This is a genomic window from Variovorax sp. 05L425 (assembly GCF_056397705.1).
Window position 1 is genome coordinate 39,448 of record NZ_JBFTNY010000032.1, and the last position, 19,121, is coordinate 58,568.

The 19,121-nt window shown below is 64.9% G+C and carries 18 protein-coding genes; 12 read left to right on the forward strand and 6 right to left on the reverse strand.

The window, feature by feature from the left end:
- Positions 1–35: 35 nt before the first annotated feature.
- The 8 genes from AC1DN9_RS26715 to AC1DN9_RS26750 all read left to right on the forward strand — a co-directional run bounded on the left by AC1DN9_RS26715 (position 36) and on the right by AC1DN9_RS26750 (position 9,252).
- Complete coding sequence (locus AC1DN9_RS26715) at positions 36–1,238, forward strand: PQQ-dependent sugar dehydrogenase (RefSeq protein ID WP_478104992.1); 1,203 nt, start codon at positions 36–38, stop codon at positions 1,236–1,238.
- Entirely contained in the window at positions 1,235–1,888 is a 654-nt protein-coding gene (locus tag AC1DN9_RS26720; protein WP_478104994.1) for a c-type cytochrome, read from the forward strand. Before AC1DN9_RS26715 ends, AC1DN9_RS26720 begins: the two co-directional genes overlap by 4 nt.
- 23 nt (positions 1,889–1,911) lie before the next feature.
- Positions 1,912–4,065, forward strand: coding sequence for a thiamine pyrophosphate-dependent enzyme (locus tag AC1DN9_RS26725; RefSeq protein ID WP_478104995.1), 2,154 nt, complete (start codon positions 1,912–1,914; stop codon positions 4,063–4,065).
- Positions 4,066–4,070: 5 nt separating this feature from the next.
- Positions 4,071–5,687, forward strand: a complete 1,617-nt coding sequence (locus AC1DN9_RS26730) for an indolepyruvate oxidoreductase subunit beta family protein (RefSeq protein WP_478105020.1) — start codon at positions 4,071–4,073, stop codon at positions 5,685–5,687.
- A 137-nt stretch (positions 5,688–5,824) separates the two neighbouring features.
- Positions 5,825–6,871, forward strand: coding sequence for a TRAP transporter substrate-binding protein (locus tag AC1DN9_RS26735; RefSeq protein WP_478104996.1), 1,047 nt, complete (start codon positions 5,825–5,827; stop codon positions 6,869–6,871).
- A 59-nt stretch (positions 6,872–6,930) separates the two neighbouring features.
- Positions 6,931–7,422 carry a TRAP transporter small permease gene (locus tag AC1DN9_RS26740; RefSeq protein ID WP_478104998.1) on the forward strand — a complete coding sequence of 164 codons (492 nt, stop codon included), beginning with the start codon at positions 6,931–6,933 and terminating at the stop codon, positions 7,420–7,422.
- Complete coding sequence (locus tag AC1DN9_RS26745) at positions 7,419–8,720, forward strand: TRAP transporter large permease (protein WP_478104999.1); 1,302 nt, start codon at positions 7,419–7,421, stop codon at positions 8,718–8,720. The genes AC1DN9_RS26740 and AC1DN9_RS26745 overlap by 4 nt, the downstream gene beginning before the upstream one ends.
- A 112-nt stretch (positions 8,721–8,832) precedes the next feature.
- Entirely contained in the window at positions 8,833–9,252 is a 420-nt protein-coding gene (locus AC1DN9_RS26750; RefSeq protein ID WP_478105001.1) for an acyl-CoA thioesterase, read from the forward strand.
- Between the two features lie 25 nt (positions 9,253–9,277).
- On the opposite strand, the gene AC1DN9_RS26755 is transcribed toward AC1DN9_RS26750, so the two are convergent.
- Positions 9,278–9,640, reverse strand: a complete 363-nt coding sequence (locus AC1DN9_RS26755; protein ID WP_478105002.1) for an SPW repeat protein — start codon at positions 9,638–9,640, stop codon at positions 9,278–9,280.
- A 160-nt stretch (positions 9,641–9,800) separates the two neighbouring features.
- On the opposite strand from AC1DN9_RS26755, the gene AC1DN9_RS26760 reads away from it, so the two are divergent.
- Positions 9,801–10,127 (forward strand): RodZ family helix-turn-helix domain-containing protein, encoded by a 327-nt coding sequence (locus tag AC1DN9_RS26760; protein WP_478105004.1) that lies wholly within the window; start codon positions 9,801–9,803, stop codon positions 10,125–10,127.
- 54 nt (positions 10,128–10,181) lie between these two features.
- Here AC1DN9_RS26760 and AC1DN9_RS26765 read toward each other — a convergent pair whose 3' ends face one another.
- The 5 genes from AC1DN9_RS26765 to AC1DN9_RS26785 all read right to left on the reverse strand — a co-directional run bounded on the left by AC1DN9_RS26765 (position 10,182) and on the right by AC1DN9_RS26785 (position 15,033).
- The gene (locus AC1DN9_RS26765; protein ID WP_478105005.1) at positions 10,182–10,706 is read right to left on the reverse strand and encodes a DUF3016 domain-containing protein; all 525 of its coding nucleotides are present in this window, start codon (positions 10,704–10,706) and stop codon (positions 10,182–10,184) included.
- An 85-nt stretch (positions 10,707–10,791) separates the two neighbouring features.
- Positions 10,792–11,670 carry a carbohydrate ABC transporter permease gene (locus AC1DN9_RS26770; RefSeq protein ID WP_478105006.1) on the reverse strand — a complete coding sequence of 293 codons (879 nt, stop codon included), beginning with the start codon at positions 11,668–11,670 and terminating at the stop codon, positions 10,792–10,794.
- Positions 11,667–12,578, reverse strand: coding sequence for a carbohydrate ABC transporter permease (locus AC1DN9_RS26775; RefSeq protein ID WP_478105008.1), 912 nt, complete (start codon positions 12,576–12,578; stop codon positions 11,667–11,669). The genes AC1DN9_RS26770 and AC1DN9_RS26775 overlap by 4 nt, the downstream gene beginning before the upstream one ends.
- Positions 12,579–12,594: 16 nt before the next feature.
- Positions 12,595–13,923 carry an ABC transporter substrate-binding protein gene (locus AC1DN9_RS26780; RefSeq protein WP_478105009.1) on the reverse strand — a complete coding sequence of 443 codons (1,329 nt, stop codon included), beginning with the start codon at positions 13,921–13,923 and terminating at the stop codon, positions 12,595–12,597.
- 36 nt (positions 13,924–13,959) lie between these two features.
- Complete coding sequence (locus AC1DN9_RS26785) at positions 13,960–15,033, reverse strand: ABC transporter ATP-binding protein (RefSeq protein WP_478105011.1); 1,074 nt, start codon at positions 15,031–15,033, stop codon at positions 13,960–13,962.
- 148 nt (positions 15,034–15,181) lie between these two features.
- Here AC1DN9_RS26785 and AC1DN9_RS26790 point away from each other — a divergent pair, with 148 nt between their 5' ends.
- The 3 genes from AC1DN9_RS26790 to AC1DN9_RS26800 are packed head-to-tail and all read left to right on the forward strand — an operon-like array spanning position 15,182 to position 18,850.
- Positions 15,182–16,009 (forward strand): FadR/GntR family transcriptional regulator, encoded by an 828-nt coding sequence (locus tag AC1DN9_RS26790; RefSeq protein ID WP_478105012.1) that lies wholly within the window; start codon positions 15,182–15,184, stop codon positions 16,007–16,009.
- 10 nt (positions 16,010–16,019) lie between these two features.
- Positions 16,020–17,036 (forward strand): D-erythronate dehydrogenase, encoded by a 1,017-nt coding sequence (gene denD, locus AC1DN9_RS26795; RefSeq protein ID WP_478105013.1) that lies wholly within the window; start codon positions 16,020–16,022, stop codon positions 17,034–17,036.
- On the forward strand, positions 17,036–18,850 hold the full coding sequence (locus tag AC1DN9_RS26800) for an IlvD/Edd family dehydratase (RefSeq protein ID WP_478105015.1): 1,815 nt from the start codon (positions 17,036–17,038) through the stop codon (positions 18,848–18,850). Before denD ends, AC1DN9_RS26800 begins: the two co-directional genes overlap by 1 nt.
- Positions 18,851–19,121: the final 271 nt, after the last annotated feature.

Genomic DNA, 19,121 nt, shown 5'->3' on the forward strand with positions numbered 1-19,121 from the left:
GGCGCAAGCCGACCACAACGAGAAGGAGACGACCCATGGCCAAGACCAAGATCCGACAGTTCGCGGCAATTGCCGCTCTGCTTTGCGCGACGACCGCCGCATGGTCCCAGCAAGCGCCGGCCGACGAGCCCGGTTGGGCCAAGGGGCGTCCGAAGACCGACGCCGCCAATCGCCTGGCACCGGTGCCGGCCTTCCCGATCCCGACCGCGGCCGACCAGTTGCCGACGGCCAAGTTCAAGCTGCCGCCGGGATTCAAGGTGGAGACCTGGGCATCGGGCGTGCTCGACGCGCGCGAACTGCGCCAGGGCGCCAAGGGCAATGTGTTCGTGAGCACCCTGTTCGTGGGCAACAAGGTCTATGCGATCCCTGAAAAGGGCAAGCACGAACCCAAGACGATCATCGACAAGATGCCCTTCGCCACCGGCATCGCGTACCACAACGGCTCGCTGTACCTGGCCACGAACACGCACATCTACCGCTACGACAACATCGAGGACAAGCTCGACAACCCCGGAACGCCGGTGGTGATCAACGACAAGCTTCCGGGCGGCCAGGACCACAGCTGGCGCTTCCTGCGCGTGCACAACGACAAGCTCTACTACGCGGTCGGCGCGCCCTGCAATCTCTGCGAGCCCGACGACCAGCATGGCCGGATCTTCCGCATGAACCTCGACGGCAGCAACATCGAGACCATTGCGCAAGGCGTACGCAACACGGTCGGCTTCGATTTCGATCCCAAGACCGGGGACCTCTGGTTCACCGACAACGGACGCGACTGGTTCAGCGAAGACCTGCCGAACGACGAGCTCAACCATGTGACGAAGGTGGGCCAGCACTTCGGCTACCCGTACTGCCACCAGGGCAACATCCTCGATGCCGAATTTGGCTGGGGCAAGAGCTGCGACGACTACGTGAAGCCTGCGGCGCTGCTGGGCCCGCATGCGGCCGGCCTGGGGCTGGTGTTCTACAACGGCAAGATGTTCCCGCAGAAGTACCAGGGCGCGATGTTCATCGCACGCCACGGCCCGTGGAACCGTTCCAAGAAGTACGCCGACATCGCCGTGGCATGGCCTGACGGCAAGGGCGGCGCCAAGGTCGAGCCCTTCATGACCGGCTTCGTCGAGAACAACCAGTACCTCGGTCGCCCGGTGGACTTCCTCGTGCTCAAGGATGGGTCGATGCTCGTGAGCGACGATCACGCGGGTGCGATCTACCGCATCAGCTACGGCGGCCGATGAGGAGGCTGACGGGACAGACGATCACGGCAGCGGCGGCGGCACTCCTGGGGCTCGCGACGCTGACCGCGAGCGCCCAAGGCACAAAAGGCGCACCAGCCACGCAGGACAGCTACGCACAGCGCTTCGCGACGGTGTGCGCGGCCTGCCACGGCGCCAACGGCCGCAGCGACCTGCCGGGCACGCCGGCGCTCGCGGGCCAGCATTCGTTCTATGCCATCACGCAGCTCTTCCTGTTCCGTGAGGGCCGGCGCGGCAACGAAGCCATGACGGCCATTGCGAAGACCATGACGGACCAGGACCTGCGAGGCTTCTCGGACTTCATCGGCACGCTGCCGCCGGTGCCTGCGCCGCCGCCGGCCACGCCGCCCGATCCGGCGCGCATGGCCCGCGGCAAAGCGCTCGCGCAGGAGTTTCGCTGCGTGATGTGCCACGGCGCGGATCTCAGCGGCGGCCAGCAGGTGGCGCGGATCTCGCAGCAGCGCGAGGACTACCTGAAGCTGACGCTTCACGAATACCAATCGGGCAAGCGCCCGGGTTACACGCAGGCCATGGGCGAAGCGGTCAGCCGGATTCCGCCTGAGGACCTGGACACCCTCGCCTATTACATCGCGCGCTTTCCCGGCGCGCCGACGCAACCGGCCAGCAAATAGCAAAGCGATCGGAGTCAAGTCTCTTGGAAGTTTCATTCAGCAAGGAAATCGAGGCCTTGCGCCTCGGTGCGGGCGACACCTTTCACGGCGAGGGCATCCTCGCCATCACCAAGGGTCTCCTGCAATCGGGCGTGGCCTACGTCGGCGGCTACCAGGGCGCGCCGGTTTCGCACCTGCTCGACGTGATGGTGCAGGCCAAGCCGTACATGGACGAACTCGGCGTGCACGTGGAGGCCTGCTCCAACGAGGCTTCGGCAGCGGCGATGCTCGGCGCATCGATCCACTACCCCCTGCGCGGCGCGGTGACGTGGAAGTCGATCGTCGGCACCAACGTGGCGGCCGATGCGCTGTCCAACCTCTCGTCGCCGGGCGTGAAGGGCGGCGTGCTGATCGTGGTCGGAGAGGACTACGGCGAGGGCGCCTCCGTCATCCAGGAGCGCACGCATGCCTACGCGCTCAAGTCCAGCATGTGCCTGCTCGACCCGCGGCCCGATCTGGGCGTGATGGTGAACATGGTCGAACACGGCTTCCGGCTGTCCGAACACTCCAACATGCCCTGCATGATGGAATTGCGCATCCGCACCTGCCACGTGCGCGGCAGCTTCGAATGCAAGGACAACCTGCCGCCGGCTGTCTCGACGCGCGCGCTGATCGAGGAGCCGGCCGGCTTCGACTACATGCGGCTCGCGCATCCGCCCGTGACCTTCCGCCACGAGAAGCTCAAGGGCGAAGAACGGCTGCCGGCTGCACGCCGCTATATCGCCGAGCACAAGCTCAACGAGCTGATCCCCGGCACGCACGCCGACCTCGGCATCGTCGTGCAGGGTGGGCTCTACAACGCCCTCATCCGCAGCCTGCAGCAGCTAGGCCTGGCGGATGCCTTCGGTGCGACCGACATTCCCTTGCTGGTGCTCAACGTCGCCTACCCGCTGGTGCCCGAGGAAGTCGCGGATTTCTGCGCGGGCAAGCGGGCCGTGCTGGTGGTCGAGGAAGGCCAGCCCGAATACATCGAACAGGAGATCGCCACCCTGCTTCGCCGCCGCGACATCCAGACGCCCCTGCACGGCTGCGACATGCTCCCGGCCGCCGGCGAATACGGCGTCGAAGTGCTGGCGACCGGTGCGAGCCAGTTCGCGGCGCGCTACCTGCCGGAGCACATGCAGGAGTCGGCCAAGGGATGGCTCAGCGGCAACCGCGACCGCCGCGCGGCCGTGGCGACGAAGCTGGACGCACCGCTGCCCATCCGCCCGCCGAGCTTCTGCATCGGCTGCCCCGAACGGCCCGTCTTCGCCGCACTCAAGCTGGCGCAGCAGGACAACGGGCCGGTGCACATCGCCGCCGACATCGGCTGCCATGCCTTCGGCACCTTCGAGCCTTTCTCGATGGGCCACTCGATCCTCGGCTATGGCATGAGCCTCGCCAGTCGCGCAGGGGTGTCGCCGATGATGCAGCGCCGGGCGCTTTCGATCATGGGAGACGGCGGCTTCTGGCACAACGGGCTGCTCACCGGCGTGCAGAGCGCGCTCTTCAACGGCGACGACGCGGTGCTGCTGATCTTCAAGAACGGCTACACCTCGGCCACCGGCACGCAGGACATCATCTCCACGCCCGACGACGAGGTGAAAGACCGCGCCGTCGACAAGCAGCAGAGCCTGGTCGACAAGAACCAGACCATCGAGTCGACGCTCAAGGGCCTCGGCGTGCAGTGGATGCGCACCGTCCACACCTACGACGTCGACAAGATGCGCAAGACGCTCAACGACGCCTTCACAAGCGACTTCAACGGGCTGAAGGTCATCATCGCCGAGGGCGAATGCCAGCTGGAGCGCCAGCGGCGCATCAAGCCGTGGATTGCCAGCCTGCTCAATAAGGGCGAACGCGTGGTGCGCGTGAAATACGGCGTCGACGAGGATGTGTGCAACGGCGATCACGCCTGCATCCGGCTGTCGGGCTGCCCGACGCTCACGATCAAGGACAACCCCGATCCGCTGAAGGTCGACCCGGTCGCCGTTGTCATCGACGGCTGCGTGGGCTGCGGCCTGTGCGGCGCCAATGCGCACGCGGCCACGCTGTGCCCAAGCTTCTATCGCGCCGAAGTGGTGCAGAACCCCAAGTGGCACGAACGACTGCTGCATTCATTGCGCGGCGCCGTTGTCCGTGCACTGCAACCGGCATGAACACGATGAACCGCACCCAACCCATCACCCTCCTGATCTGCGCCCTCGGCGGCGAAGGCGGCGGCGTGCTGACCGAATGGCTGGTCGACACGGCGCGCCATGCCGGCTACGCCGCGCAGAGCACCTCGATCCCCGGCGTGGCGCAGCGCACGGGCGCCACCACCTACTACGTCGAAGTCTTTCCGGTGCCCCTGGCCGAACTCGGAGGACGCCGGCCGGTCTTCAGCCTGAGCCCGGTGCCGGGCGCGCTGGACGCCATCATTTCTTCCGAGTTGCTGGAAACCACGCGTCAGATCAGCAACGCCATGAGCGCGCCGGAACGCACCATCGTCATCACCTCGTCGAGCCGCACGCTCACCACCGCGGAGCGCATGCAGCCCGGCGACGGCCGCGCCGACGCGCAGCGCCTGCTGGATGTCGTGAAGGCCTTCAGCCGCGAGCACCACGTGTTCGACATGGGAGCGGCCGCACGCGACGCCGGCACCATCGTGAGCGCCGTGATGCTGGGCGCCATCGCAGGCAGCGGGCTCTTTCCCTTCCCGCGTGAAGCCTATGAGCGCGTGGTGCGCGGCGGCGACACGAGCGCGCCCGAGAAGGTCGGCAAGATGGCGTCGGCCAGCCTGCGCGGCTTCGCGAAGGCTTTCGATGTCATCAACGCGCCGCGCCAGCAAGCCGCGATGGTCACGAGTCTGCTGGCCTCGACGGCCGACGACACGCCCGGCGTAAAAGCATTGCCTCAGGCGGTGGCGGCCCTGTTTCCTCCGCCCGTGCACGACATGCTGACCCTTGGCCATGCGCGCGTGCTCGACTACCAGGACGCCGCTTACGCCGACGTGTACGTCGAGCGTCTTCAGCGAGTTCTCTCCGCCGAGCGCGTTGCCGACCCCGCGGGTGCACAAGGGTTCGCCGTCACCCGCGAGATGGCGCGCTGGCTCGCGTTATGGATGGCCTTCGACGACATCGTCCGCGTGGCCGAACTCAAGAGCCGCGCAAGCCGCTCGCGCCGCGTGCGCGATGAAGTCAAGGCGGGCGAGGACGACATCGTCAAGGTCTACGACCACTTCAAGCCGGGCGCGCCCGAGTTCGCAGCCCTGCTGCCCGCCTCGCTGGCCGATCGTGTGACCGCATGGGACCGGCGGCGGTCGACACCTTGGGCGTTGCCGCTCAAAGTGGGCAGCCATTCCGTCTTCGGCATGGCCTCGCTGCGACTGCTGGCGTCGCTGCGTTGGCTGCGCAAACTCGGCCAGCGATTCACGCAAGAACAGACGCTCATCGAACGCTGGCTCGGCGCCGTGGCCGACGGCACGCGCACGCATTGGCGCCTGGGCCACGAGATCGCGCTCTGCGGACGCCTCATCAAGGGCTATGGCAGCACGAACGAACGCGGCAAGCACAACCTGCTGCACGTGATCGAGCACCTCGCGATTGCGCCGCTGCCCGACGGCTCTCCGCCCGCGCGAGCAACGGCCATCGCGGCGGCCCGCGAGGCGGCACTGGCCGACGATGCGGGCACCGCGCTCGATGCAACGCTGGTGCGCCACGGCGCTGCGCCGCGTCCGGTCAAGGCGCAGCCGATCCGGTGGATGAAGCGCACGCCGAATACCGCGCCTCGTGCACACTGACTCGGGTCACTCAAGGTAAACGCCGATTTACGTCGGCGGGGACTCTTATAAAAAATAACCGATTGCGCACTGCACAAAGACAAGCACAGCACAGTGCCCGCCGCGACAGATTCAACAACACCTGCAAGGAGACATCCATGTCGACATCCCGCTTCATGACCTCGGCCGCCACGCGCGCGATCCTGGCGCTATCGGCCGTGCTGGCGCTCGGCGCCGCGCCGGTCCAGGCCCAGGACAAGCCCGTCAACCTGAAGATGTCCAGTTGGGTTCCGCAGCAGCATCCGCTGAACCCTTCGCTGCAGGCATGGGCCGATGACATCAAGAAGGCATCGAACGGCACGATCACCGCCACGTTGTTCCCTTCCGAGCAGCTCGGCAAGGCTTTCGACCACTACGACATGGCGCGCGACGGCATCGCCGACTTCGCCTACATCAACCCGGGCTACCAACCGGGCCGGTTCCCGATCATGGCCGGCGCCTCGCTGCCCTTCCTGTTCTCCAACGGCAAGGGCGGCTCGGCCGCCATCGATGCGTGGTACCGCCAGTACGCCGCCAAGGAAATGAAGGACGTGAAGTTCTGCTTCGCCTTCGTGCACGACCCGGGCACCTTCCATGCGCGCAAGAAGATTCTTTTGCCGACCGACATCAAGGGCATGAAGATCCGCCCCGCGACGAGCACCATCGGCCAGATGGTGACCTCGCTCGGCGGCACCAACGTGCAGGCCTCGGCGCCGGAATCGCGCGACATGCTGGAGCGCGGTGTGGCCGATGCGATCACCTTCCCGTGGGGTTCGATCGGACTCTTCGGCATCGACAAGGTGGTGACCTATCACATGGATGTGGCGCTGTACGTCACGCCCTTCGTCTGGGCCATGAACCAGAGCAAGTACGACAGCATGTCGCCCGCGCAGAAGAAGGTGATCGACGACCACTGCACCAGCGAGTGGGCCGAGAAGGTCGCCGCGCCGTGGGCCGACTTCGAATACGGTGGCCGCGCCAAGATTGCCTCGCAACCGGGCCATGAGATCTACAAGCTGACGCCGGAGCAACTCGACGCGTGGCGCAAGGCCGTCGCACCGGTCGAGGCGCAATGGGCGGAAGGCGTGAAGAAGGTCGGCCAGGATCCGAAGGCAGTCCTCGACGCCTTGAAGGCCAACCTGGCGAAACAGAACTCAGCGTTGTGATGGCGGGTCGGGACGACATCGCCTCGCCGCCCCCGCCGAAGGGGACGGCGAGCGACAAGATGATCAACGCCATCGAATGGCTGGCCGCCATGTTCGTGGGGATCGTCGCGCTGAACATCTTCGTGGCGGTGGTGTTGCGCAAGTTCTTCGACACCTCGATCCCCGACGCCTACGACTTCGGTCGCATGCTGTTGGGCATCCTGATCTTCTGGGGCATCGCGGCGACGAGCTACCGGGGCGGCCACATCACGGTCGACCTCGTGTGGACGGCCGCGAGCCCGCGCATGAAGCGCTGGATCGACATCTTTGCCACCGTGGTGCTGCTTTTCGTGGTCGCAGTGCAGACCGGCACGCTGTTCGACAAGGTGCGCGGCACCTATGTCGACCATGTGCTGACCTACGACATGAACATCCCGACTTGGCCCTTCTATGCGGTGGCCTGGCTCGGCGACGTCTCGGCGGTCGTGCTGATCGCGATCCGAACTTACCGATTGATCTTCCATCCCGAGTTGCTGCATGACGAGAAGCCTGAAATGAAAGCGGACGAATGAGCACAGACGCGATTGCCGTTCTCGGCTTCTTCGTTCTTTTTGGCTTGATGTTGTTGCGGGTGCCGGTCGGCATGGCGATGGGATTGGTGGGTGTCACGGGCTACGCCTGGATCGTCGGCCCCGGGCCGGCGCTCAAACTGGTCGGCCAGACCTCGATGCGCACGGTGACCGACTACACCTTCGGCGTGATCCCCATGTTCATGCTGATGGGTTCGCTCGTGTCGGTGTCCGGTGTGAGCCGCGAGCTCTTCAAGGCCGCCAATTCGATGATCGGCCACCTGCGCGGCGGTCTCGGCGTGGCCACCGTGCTGGCCTGCGGCGGCTTCGCGGCCATCTGCGGTTCGTCGGTGGCGACGGCGGCCACGTTCTCGGCGGTGGCCTATCCGGAGATGCGGCGCTTCAACTATCCGCAGTCGTTTTCCACCGGCGTGATCGCCGCGGGCGGCACGCTGGGCGCGATCCTGCCGCCCTCGACGGTGCTGGCGGTCTACGCCATCCTGACGCAGCAGGACATCGGCAAGCTGTTCATGGCGGGGATCATCCCCGGCATCTTGGCGATGGCCATGTACGTGCTGACCATCGCGCTCATCGTGCGCCTCAGGCCGACATGGCTGCCGGGCGGCGAGGTCAAGCCGTGGCCGGAACGCGTCGCTGATCTCAAGAACGTGTGGGCGCCGCTGGTGCTTTTCATTTTCGTGATCGGCGGACTCTACGGCGGCTTCTTCACGCCGACCGAGGCTGGCGGCGTGGGCGCCAGCGGCGCCTTCATCCTCGGCGTGCTGCGGCGCAAGCTCGACGGACCGAAGATCCGCGAAGCGCTGCTCTCGGCCACGCGCACGGCGGCGGCGGTTTTCACGGTGCTGATCGGCGCACTGCTGTTCGGCTACTTCCTGACGATCACGCAAAGTCCGCAGAAGCTCACCGAGTTCCTCACCAGCCTCGGCATCGGCCGCTACGGTGTGCTGGCGCTCATCATGCTGATGTATCTCGTGCTCGGCTGCCTGATGGACGCGATGGCGATGATCATCCTGACGGTGCCGATCATCTTCCCGGTGATCGTGCACCTGGGCTTCGATCCGATCTGGTTCGGCGTGATCATCGTGATGACGGTGGAACTCGGCCTGATCCATCCACCCGTGGGGATGAATGTCTTCGTCATCAAGAGCGTGGTGAAGGACGTAAGCTTCACGACGATCTTCAAGGGGGTGCTGCCGTTCATCCTGACGGACATCGTGCGGTTGGTGATCCTGATTGCCTTCCCGATCATCGCCCTGTGGCTTCCCACGAGAATGATGTGACTCGCCCCCAGGTTGGCTCACTTCGTGTAGCCGCCCGCCCCCTACCGGGGGCAATACCGGCGGCCCGGCAAAGCCGGTTCCGCGGTATTCCTTGAAATAAATCTGACAGCTTATGAGTCTTGAGATCACCTACACCGTCCGCGTCGAATTCGGCGATTGCGACCCCGCCGGCATCGTCTGGTTTCCGAACTTCTTTCGCTGGATCGATGCGGCGTCGCGCCACTTCTTTGCGGAACGCGGCGTGCCGCGCTGGGAAGAAACGGCGCGGACGCTCGGCGTCATCGGCACGCCGCTGGTCGACACGCACACGCGCTTCGTCAAGAGCGCCAGCTATGGCGACACGCTCGGCATCGCGGTCACGATCCCGGAGTGGCGGGAGAAGAGCTTCGTGCAGCGCTACCGCGTGACGCGCGGCGAAGACTTGATCCTGGAATGCGACGAGGTGCGCATCTTCGCGGCAAAGCGCGAGGGCGGAGGCATCCGCGCGGTGCCGATTCCGCCGGAGATCCGCCGGCTCTGCGAACAAGCCTGAGCGCGGACCGCCCGCCTCATTCAGTTCAATGCGCCGCGCGGTGCAGCCAGCCGCTGTAGTCCTTGTCGGTCGTCAGCGTCCAGAGCGCCAGGGCCGCAATCACGAGGCCGCTGATCACCGCGCAAAGCATCGGATCGCGCAGGGTGCTGAAGCCCAGCAGCCACGGCGATATCACCAGCCAGGCGCCGAGCGCGCACTCGGTCCATTCTTCCCAGGCGCGCGGCACGATCATGGCGCCCAGCGCGGCCGCAATCAGCGCCACGCCCACCAGGACGGCGTTCGCGGTGGGTGTTCTTGCGTCCTGGAAGCCCACGATCCAGGGGGACAAGACCAGCCAAACGCCAAGCAGCGCATTCACCACGTCCTGCCAATGCTTGAGTCGCTTCATCACACACCTCCTACCGGCTGCCAGCATGAAAAACACCGGCCGGCAAGACGTTGGATCAGGCGGATTCAGCCGTGTTCCCTGGCCCCGATGATGCGCCTATGATTCGATGAGAAGGAATTTATTGTTGATGAAATGAAGGCATTTGTGAAAGAATAGTTTCATGCCAAGGAAATCGGACGCTGTCGAAACACTTCCTTCAGCTATCGCTGTCGCATTGACTCGGCTCGGCGCTGATCTGGCGCTTGCGCGCAAGCGGCGCAAGCAGTCGCTGAGAAGTTGGGCGACGCGCCTGAATGTCTCCGTCCCCACGCTTGCCAAGATGGAAAAAGGCGATCCGACGGTGTCCGTCGGGGTCTATGGCACGGCGCTCTGGTTGATTCAGCGTCAGGACGCTCTCGCCACATTGGCCGCGCCACAGCACGACCTTGTGGCGTTGGAAAGCGAAATTCAAGTTGCGTCGCGCCGCGGAGCGAAAAAAAATGCCTGAACGAACTCCATACGTCACTCAGGATCAGCTTTCCCTCTGGATGCTCGAACGGCTTCAGCCGCGCTCCCGGGCCCCGACGATGCGCCTGGCGAACCAGTCGTCCAGCATCGCCTTTTCGTAGCGGAGGCGGTCGGTGCTCCCATAGGGGTTGACGATCATGAGGTAGTTCATGCTCTTCGCCTGCTCTTCGCCGCGAGCCACCACCTCTCCGTTGTGGCTCAACTCGAACCTGAGCTGGATGCGCGGCCAGGTGATGTCACGCATGATACGGAGGCGCGAATAGTCCCCGGTGCGAAAACGAGGGAAAGGCTCGAACCATCCGGCCAAGTCGATGTCCAGCACCTCGATGCGCAGCGACTCACCCGGTGCAAGGCCGCGATCCGCCAGACCCTGGAGGTGTCGCTGCACATCGCGCATGACCTCGGCGCGTTCCTTTTCATTGCCGTACCGATTCGAGTACGCAGCGTCCGTGTAGTGCGCCGGATCAATGAAGACAACCGTCAGATCCGCAGCCGACATGGCCGGTGATGCGCCCAGGGCGAGCGTCGCGGCGACGACGAAATTCAAGGGACGAAACATGGCGTCCTCCTGCCGGAAGCAAGTCTGGAGTTTCCTCCGATTCCTTCCAGCCCGGGATTCCACCACTCACGACGATGGATCTGACTTATTCCTTGACCGAACCGGTGAGCCCCGAAACGTAGTACTCGACGAAGAATGAGTAGATGAAAGCCACCGGCAGCGAGCCCAGCAGCGCTCCCGCCATCAGCGGCCCCCACTGGTAGACATCGCCCTGAACCAACTCTGTCACCACGCCGACCGGCAGCGTCTTGATCTCGGACGACGAAACGAAGGTCAGCGCGTAGATGAACTCGTTCCAGGACAGCGTGAAGGCGAAGATCCCCGCCGAGATCAACCCCGGCACCGCGAGCGGCAACACGATCTTGACAAGGATCTGCCAGCGAGTGGCGCCGTCGATCAGCGCGCATTCCTCCAGCTCGGCCGGGATCGAGCGAAAGTAGCCCATCAGCAACCAGGTGGAGAACGGGATCAGGAAGGTCGGGTAGGTCAGGATCAGCGCCCAGCGCGTGTCGAAGAGCCCGAGGTTGAAGACGACGCTCGCCAGCGGAATGAAGAGGATCGACGGCGGCACCAGGTAGGCCAGGAAGATCGCCAGCCCCGTATGCCGCGCGCCGCGGAAGCGCAGGCGTTCGATGGCGTAGGCCGCGAACACCGACGCGGCGAGCGAGAAGAAGGTGGAAACCACCGACACCAGCAGCGTGTTCCACAGCCATTGCGGGTACGACGTTTCGAAGAGCAGTTTGTGAAAGTGCCCGATCGTCGGCGCGATGACCCAGAACGGATTGCCTTCGCGCGACAGCAGTTCGGCGTCCGGCTTCACCGACGTGATCGCCATCCAGTAGAACGGAAACAGCAGGACGATGAGGAAGACGAGCAGCGGTAGATACACCGTGACCATCTTGCGCGGGACCGACTCCAGGTAGCCCATGCCCACGACGTCGATCTGACCGGCCTTTGCGCTCATTTATCGGAACCTCCCTGTTGCCACGCACGTCTTTGGAGGCCGAAGAAGCTGAACATGATGCAGGCCAGCAGGAAGGGCACCATGGCGATCGCGATCGCCGCACCTTCGCCGAGCGCGCCGCCCGAAATCGCACGCTGGAAGGACAGGGTCGCCATCAGGTGCGTCGCATTGAGCGGGCCGCCGCGGGTGATGACGTAGATCAGCTGGAAATCGGTGAAAGTGAACAGCACCGAGAACGTCATGACCACCGCGATGATCGGCGTGAGCAGCGGCATCGTGACATGCCTGAACTGCTGCCAAGGCGTCGCGCCGTCGATGGCCGACGCCTCGTAGTACGAAGGCGAAATGGTCTGCAGCCCCGCCAGCAGCGTGATCGCCACGAAAGGCACGCCGCGCCAGACGTTGGCGGCGATCACCGCAAAGCGTGCGTTCCAGGGGTCGCCGAGGAAGTCGATGTAATGGTCGATCAGCCCCATCTTCACCAGCGCCCAGCTGATGATCGAGAACTGGGAGTCGTAGATCCACCAGAACGCGATGGCCGACAACGCCGTCGGCACGATGTAGGGCAGCAGGATGACGGCGCGGAAGAAGGTCTTGAAGCGGATGTTCTTGTTCAGCAGCACCGCCAGCCACAGCCCCAGGAAGAACTTGAACACGCTCGCCACCGTCGTGTAGAAGAGCGTGTTGAAGAGCGCCAGCCGGGTGACGGCATCGTTCCAGAGAAAAATGTAGTTCTCCAGTCCGATCCACTCCCCTGGCCGGCCGACCTTGGTGTCGGTGAAGCCCAGCCAGGTGCCCAGCCCGAGCGGATAGGTCAGGAACAGCAGCAGCAGCACCGCCGCGGGCAACATGAACATGAAGCCGAGGGCGTTGCGGCTGTTCTGCAGCCGGGCCAGTCGCGTCGTCATCGAGCCGGCGCGCGCTTCAAACTTTGTAGTAGCGTTCGGCGCGCTTCTGGGCTCTTTCCATCGCTTCCTTCGGCGACTTCGAACCGCTCGCCGCTTCCGCCACCATGTTCGGAATGATGAAGTCCGCCGCGACGCCGGCCGACGCGTAGCCCAGCTTGCCTTCGTAGCCGGCCGGCCGCAGGTTCTTGACGGAATCGCGGTACGGCGTGTTCTTCGGGTCGGAGGTCCAGATCGGATTGGCCTCGTAGGCGCGCAACGGCTGCGCGACATAGCCGCCGGCGCCGGTCAGCCAGTCGTCGAACTGTGGCCGCTCCATCATGAAGCGCAGGAACTCTTTCGAGGCCTGCGGGTACTTGGTGTACTTCATGATCATCTGATTGAAGAACAGGTGCGACTCCGTCGGCACGCCCACAGGCCCGATCGGGAACACGGCATGGTTGATGTCCGCCGCCATCTCCTTGAGCTTGGGATCAGGGGAGTTCTTGGCCGCGTAGTAGATCGAGATGCCGTTGTTGGTGACACTGATCTGCCCGTCGAGGAAGGCCTTGTTGTTGTTCGGATCCAGCCACGACAGCGTGCCCGGGATGAAGTTGGCATACAGCTCCTTGGCGTACTCCAGTGCCTTGAGCGTCTCGGGACTGTCGAGCACCACCTTGTTGCTCTTGTCGACCAGCTTGCCGCCGAAGGACCAGACCAGCCAGTTGGTCCAGGTGCTATCGCCGGTCGCATTGCCAAGCGCCATTCCGCCGGGGGTGCCCTTGTCCTTCAGCGCCTTGTAGAGCTTCAGGAAATCGTCAGTGGTCTTCGGGAAGGTGTTGAAGCCGGCCGCCTTGAGCATGCTTTCGCGGTAGACCATCAGCGAACCGGCCGCGCCGAGCGGCAGGCCGATCCACTTCTTGCCATCAGGCCGCATGAAGAGTTCACCGGCCGGATACCAGCCACCGTATTTCTTGCCGAGGTACTCCGCCAGATCGGTGACGTCGAGCAGCTTGTCCGGATAGAGGTTCGCGTCGTCGTTGGTCGACAGGATGATGTCGGGGCCGGCGCCGGTGTTGGCCGCCACCGCGGCCTTGGGGCGAACGTCTTCCCAGCCTTCGTTGTCGACGCGCACTTCGATGCCGGTCGTGTCGCTGAATCTCTTGACGTTGGCCATGTAGGCGTCGATGTCACCCTGGACGAAGCGACTCCAGCGCAAGACCCGCAGCTTGGCGCCCTTCTCCGGCTTGAACGTGATCGATTGGGCATTCGCGAGCGGTGAGAAGATCGCGGTGCCGACGCCGAGCGAAGCGGCGGCGGCGATGCCTGCCGAGCTCTTGAGAATCTCGCGGCGATTGAAGTCACTCATTCATGTCTCCTGTGTTGAACGGGCCAGAAAAGAACCTCAAGCCACCAGCCGCTGGCCGGTGCCTGCATCGAAAAGGTGCGCGCGCTGCAAATCGGGTTGCAGACGGATGGTCGTGCCCGGCGCAAAGTCGTAGCGCTCGCGGAACACGGCGGAAATCTCGTTGCCTTCGTGGCGGCAAGCGACGAAGGTGTCCATGCCGGTCGGCTCCATCACGACCACGCGCGAAGGAATGCCGCCGTTGTCCGACAGGCTCAGGTGCTCCGGTCGGGTTCCGTAGATCACGGCCTGCCCGTCGGTGCCGCCGGAACGCAGCGGCGCATCGAGTTGCGTGCCGTCGGTCAGTTCCACCCGTGCCATGCCGCCGCTGCGACGCAAGGTGCCGGGAAGAAAGTTCATCGCCGGCGAACCGATGAAGCCGGCGACGAACTGGTTGGCCGGATCGTCGTACAGGTCCAGCGGGCTACCCGTCTGCTCGATGCGACCATCGCGCATCACGACGATCTTGTCGCCCATGGTCATTGCCTCGATCTGGTCGTGCGTGACGTAGATGGAGGTCGTCTTCAGGCGCTGGTGAAGTTCCTTGATCTCGCTGCGCATCGCCACGCGCAGCTTGGCGTCGAGATTCGACAAGGGTTCGTCGAACAGGAACACCTGCGGATCGCGCACGATCGCCCGCCCCATCGCGACGCGCTGGCGCTGTCCGCCGGAAAGCTGGCGCGGATAGCGTCCGAGCAGCGGCGTCAGCGCCAGGATTTCGGCCGCGCGCCCGACCTTCTGCTCGATGGTCGCCTTGTCCATCTTGGCCAGCGCAAGCGCGAAGGCCATGTTGTCGCGCACGGTCATGTGCGGATAGAGCGCGTAGTTCTGGAAGACCATCGCGATGTCGCGCTCCTTCGGCGGCAGGTCATTGACCCGGCGGTCGCCAATGCGGATTTCACCGGCGTTGATTTCCTCCAGCCCGGCGATCATGCGCAGCAGCGTCGACTTGCCGCAGCCCGAAGGACCCACCAGCACGGTAAAGGAGCCGTCGCGGATGTCGATGTCCACGCCATGCAGGATGGGCACATCGCCGAAATTCTTCTTGACCGCCTGGATCGTGACACTTGCCATGCACTGGAGTCCTCGGAGTTCGCTGAACGACGCAAGGCATGAACGCCCTGCATCGCAACCGCGCAGTATTGGCATTGGGCCACCTCAGCGCATCAGGGCAAACCGTTACGCATTTACCCCTGTAAATTTGTATGATCACCGTATCACCGTGCAAACCTCTCCCACCGCCGGGCGGGCTCCGGCGCCTCCCCCATCCCAGCCCCTTCCGCTGACCGTCGATCGGCTGTCGGACCGGCTGGCCGTGCTGCTGAGCGAACAGATCGAATCGGGCACCCTCCAGGCCGGCGACCGTCTCCCGACCGAGCAGCAGATCGCTGCGGCGCACGGCGTGTCGCGCACGGTCGTGCGCGAGGCCGTGCACCAACTCAAGTCGAAGGGCATGGTGCAGTCACGGCAAGGCTCGGGCGTCTATGTGGCGCCGCGGCCCGTCAACCAGCCCCTGGCCTTCGATCCCACCGTCCTGACCTCCGTGCAGTCGGTTGTCCACGTCGTCGAGGTGCGGCGCGTGCTCGAGGGCGAGATCGCCGCGCTCGCGGCCGAGCGCGCGACCCGCAGCCAGATCGCCGCCTTGCGCCGGGCGCTCACGGCGATCGACACGGCCGTCGCCGAGGGGCGCGACGGCGTCGCCGAGGATCTCGCCTTTCATCAGGTCATCGGCGAATCGACCGGTAACCCGCAATTCCGTCTTCTGCTCGGATTCCTGGAGCAGTATCTGCGCGAGGGCATGCGCATCACGCGCGGCAACGAAGCCCGGCGCGCCGACTTCATGACCGAGGTACAGCGCGAGCATCGCGCCATCTTCGAGGCCATCGCGGCGCACGATCCCGTCGCGGCACGGCTTCGCGCGAACGAACATCTGATCCGCGGCGAACAGCGGCTGATCGAGGGCGGCATCATCGACGGCCGCCGTCGACAGGCCGCGGTCAAGACCGTGCGCGCCGCGGACCCCACGACCGCCCGAAAGGCAAAACAATGAAGGAGACCGCATGAAACTCATGATCACCGGAGGCGGTGGATTCGTCGGCGCACGCCTCGCGCGGGCGCTGCTCGCCCGAGGGACGCTGGCCGGCGAGCGCATCGAGCGCCTCGTATTGACCGACATCGCGCCGCCGCCCGCCGACCTGCTCGCGGATGCGCGCGTCGAGGCCCGCACCGGTCCGCTGCTCGCGCAGACCGATGCGCTGCGCGACGAGCCCTTCGACGGCGTCTTCCACCTGGCCTCGGCCGTCTCGGGCGAATGCGAGCTCGACTTCGACCTGGGCCTGCGCTCCAACCTCGACAGCACGCGGGCCTTGCTCGATGCGCTCAGGGCGCGTGTCAATGCCGGCGGCAAGGTGCCGCGCGTGGTGTTCTCGAGCTCGGTCGCGGTGTTCGGTCCCGATCCCGCCGTGCCGCTGCCGAAGATCGTCGCCGACGACACGCTGCCCGCGCCGCAGACTTCGTACGGCACGCAGAAGCTGATCTGCGAGCACCTCATCGCCGACTACACGCGCAAGGGCTACATCGACGGCCGCGCCGCGCGGCTCATGACGGTGACGGTGCGGCCCGGCCGGCCGAACGGCGCGGCGTCGTCGTTCTTCAGCGGCATCATCCGCGAGCCGCTGGCGGGCGTCGAATCGATCTGCCCGGTTTCTCCCGATGTCTCGCATCCGATGTCGTCGCCGACCCGCACGGTGAACGGCCTGATCGCCGTCTACGAAGCGAGCCGCGATGCCTTCTGCGGGCGCACTGCGCTCAACCTGCCGGCGCTCAATGTGCGCGTGAGCGACATGCTCGATGCGCTCGAACAGGTGGCCGGCTCGGCCGTCCGCGCACGCGTTCGCTTCGAGCGCGACGAGCGCATTGCCGGCATCGTGGCCAACTGGCCGAGTGGTGCATCGGCCGCGCGCGCCGCACGGCTGGGGCTGCATCCGCACGACAACTTTGCCGACATCATCCGACAGTACATCGACGACTGCGCGGCGCTGCCGAACGCGGACCAGACCTTGAAGGGAATGCGCTGATGACATCGAAGAAGACGAAGAAGAAGGCCGCCAAGGCACGCACCCTGCGGTCCCAGGCCTGGTTTGACAATCCGGCCAATGCCGACATGACAGCGCTCTACCTGGAGCGCACGATGAACTTCGGCATCGGCATCGACGAGCTGCAATCGGGCCGGCCGATCATCGGCATCGCACAGACCGGCTCGGACATCGCGCCCTGCAATCGCCATCACTTGGTGCTGGCTGAGCGCGTGCGCGAAGGTATCCGCGACGCGGGCGGCATTGCTTTCGAGTTTCCGATCCATCCGATCCAGGAGACCTGCAAGCGCCCGACTGCGGCGCTCGATCGCAACCTGCAATATCTGTCGCTGGTGGAAGTGTTGTACGGCTATCCGATCGATGGCGTGGTGTTGACGACCGGCTGCGACAAGACCACGCCGGCCCAGTTGATGGCCGCGGCGACCGTGGACATTCCGGCGATCGCGCTCAACTCGGGGCCGATGCTCAACGGTTGGTACAAGGGCGAGCGCACGGGCTCGGGCACGATCGTCTGGCGCGCGCGCGAGATGATGGCGGCGGGCGAGATCGGCTATCAGGAGTTCCTGAAGCTCGTGGCCTCATCCGCGCCATCGACGGGGCACTGCAACACGATGGGCACGGCCTCGACGATGAATTCGCTGGCCGAGGCGCTGGGCATGACGCTGCCGGGCAGCGCCGCGATTCCGGCGCCCTACCGCGATCGTCAGGAGATGGCTTACCACACTGGCAAGCGTATCGTTGAGATGGTGCGCGAGGACCTGAAGCCTTCGGACATCTTGACCCGCAACGCATTCGAGAACGCGATCGTGGTCAACTCCGCGCTCGGGGGCTCGACCAACGCGCCGGTGCACCTGAACGCCATTGCGCGCCACATCGGCGTGAAGCTCACGACGGACGACTGGGAGAAGCACGGCTACAAGATCCCGTTGATCGTGAATCTGCAGCCGGCCGGCGAGTATCTGGGCGAGGACTATTACCGCGCGGGCGGCGTGCCCGCAGTGGTGGCCGAATTGGTCGCCAAGGGCAAGATCAAGCCGGCGCTCACGGCCAACGGCAAGACGCTCATCGAAAACTGCGAAGGAAAATTCACCAGCGACCGGACGGTGATCTTCTCCTACGACAAGCCGATGAAGAAAAATGCGGGATTCCTCAATCTCAAGGGCAATCTGTTCGACTCGGCGATCATGAAGACGAGCGTGATCACGCCCGAATTCCATGCGCGCTATCTCGAAGATCCGAACGACCCGATGGCGTTCGAGGGAACGGCGATCGTGTTCGACGGGCCCGAGGACTATCACGCCCGAATCGACGATCCGAAGATGAAGATCGGTCCGAAGAGCGTGCTGTTCATGCGCGGCGTCGGGCCGGTAGGCTATCCCGGCGCGGCGGAGGTGGTGAACATGCGTGCGCCTTCGTATCTGATCAAGAAGGGCATCACTGCCCTGCCCTGCATTGGCGATGGTCGGCAGTCAGGCACGTCGGGGTCCCCTTCGATCCTCAATGCTTCGCCGGAGGCTGCGACCGGGGGCGGACTTGCGTTGGTGCGGACCGGTGATCGGGTGCGCATCGATCTGAAGAAGCGCACGGCGAACATGCTCGTGTCGGATGTGGAACTTGCCAAGCGGCGCGCCAAGTTGGAGGCTGAGGGCGGGTATCCCTATCCGGCTAGCCAGACACCCTGGCAGGAGATTCAGCGTGGCATCGTGGATGAACTGTCCGAAGGGATGGTGCTGAAGCCTGCTGTGAAGTACCAGAGGATTCACGCTACGTTTGGGATTCCTCGGGATAACCACTGAGTCTGTTGTGCTCTATGTTGGGGTCCGCCCGGTATGCGATGCGGGCCGGGCTCCGTGGTTGACGAGGAGATGCGCGCGTCTCGAACGCCCACTGCCTGCGCGTTCATCACGGCGACGGCAGCGGACAAACTACCCCCACCCTTTCCGCGGAGGCGGGCGGTGTGCGCTGGGCCGGCCGTTGAGGCACCGCCGAGCAGCGCAGCGGTACGCGGATCAGGGCTGCGCGTGTTTGAGCGAAGCGAGTTTCGCGCGGACCCCGCGTACCGTGAGC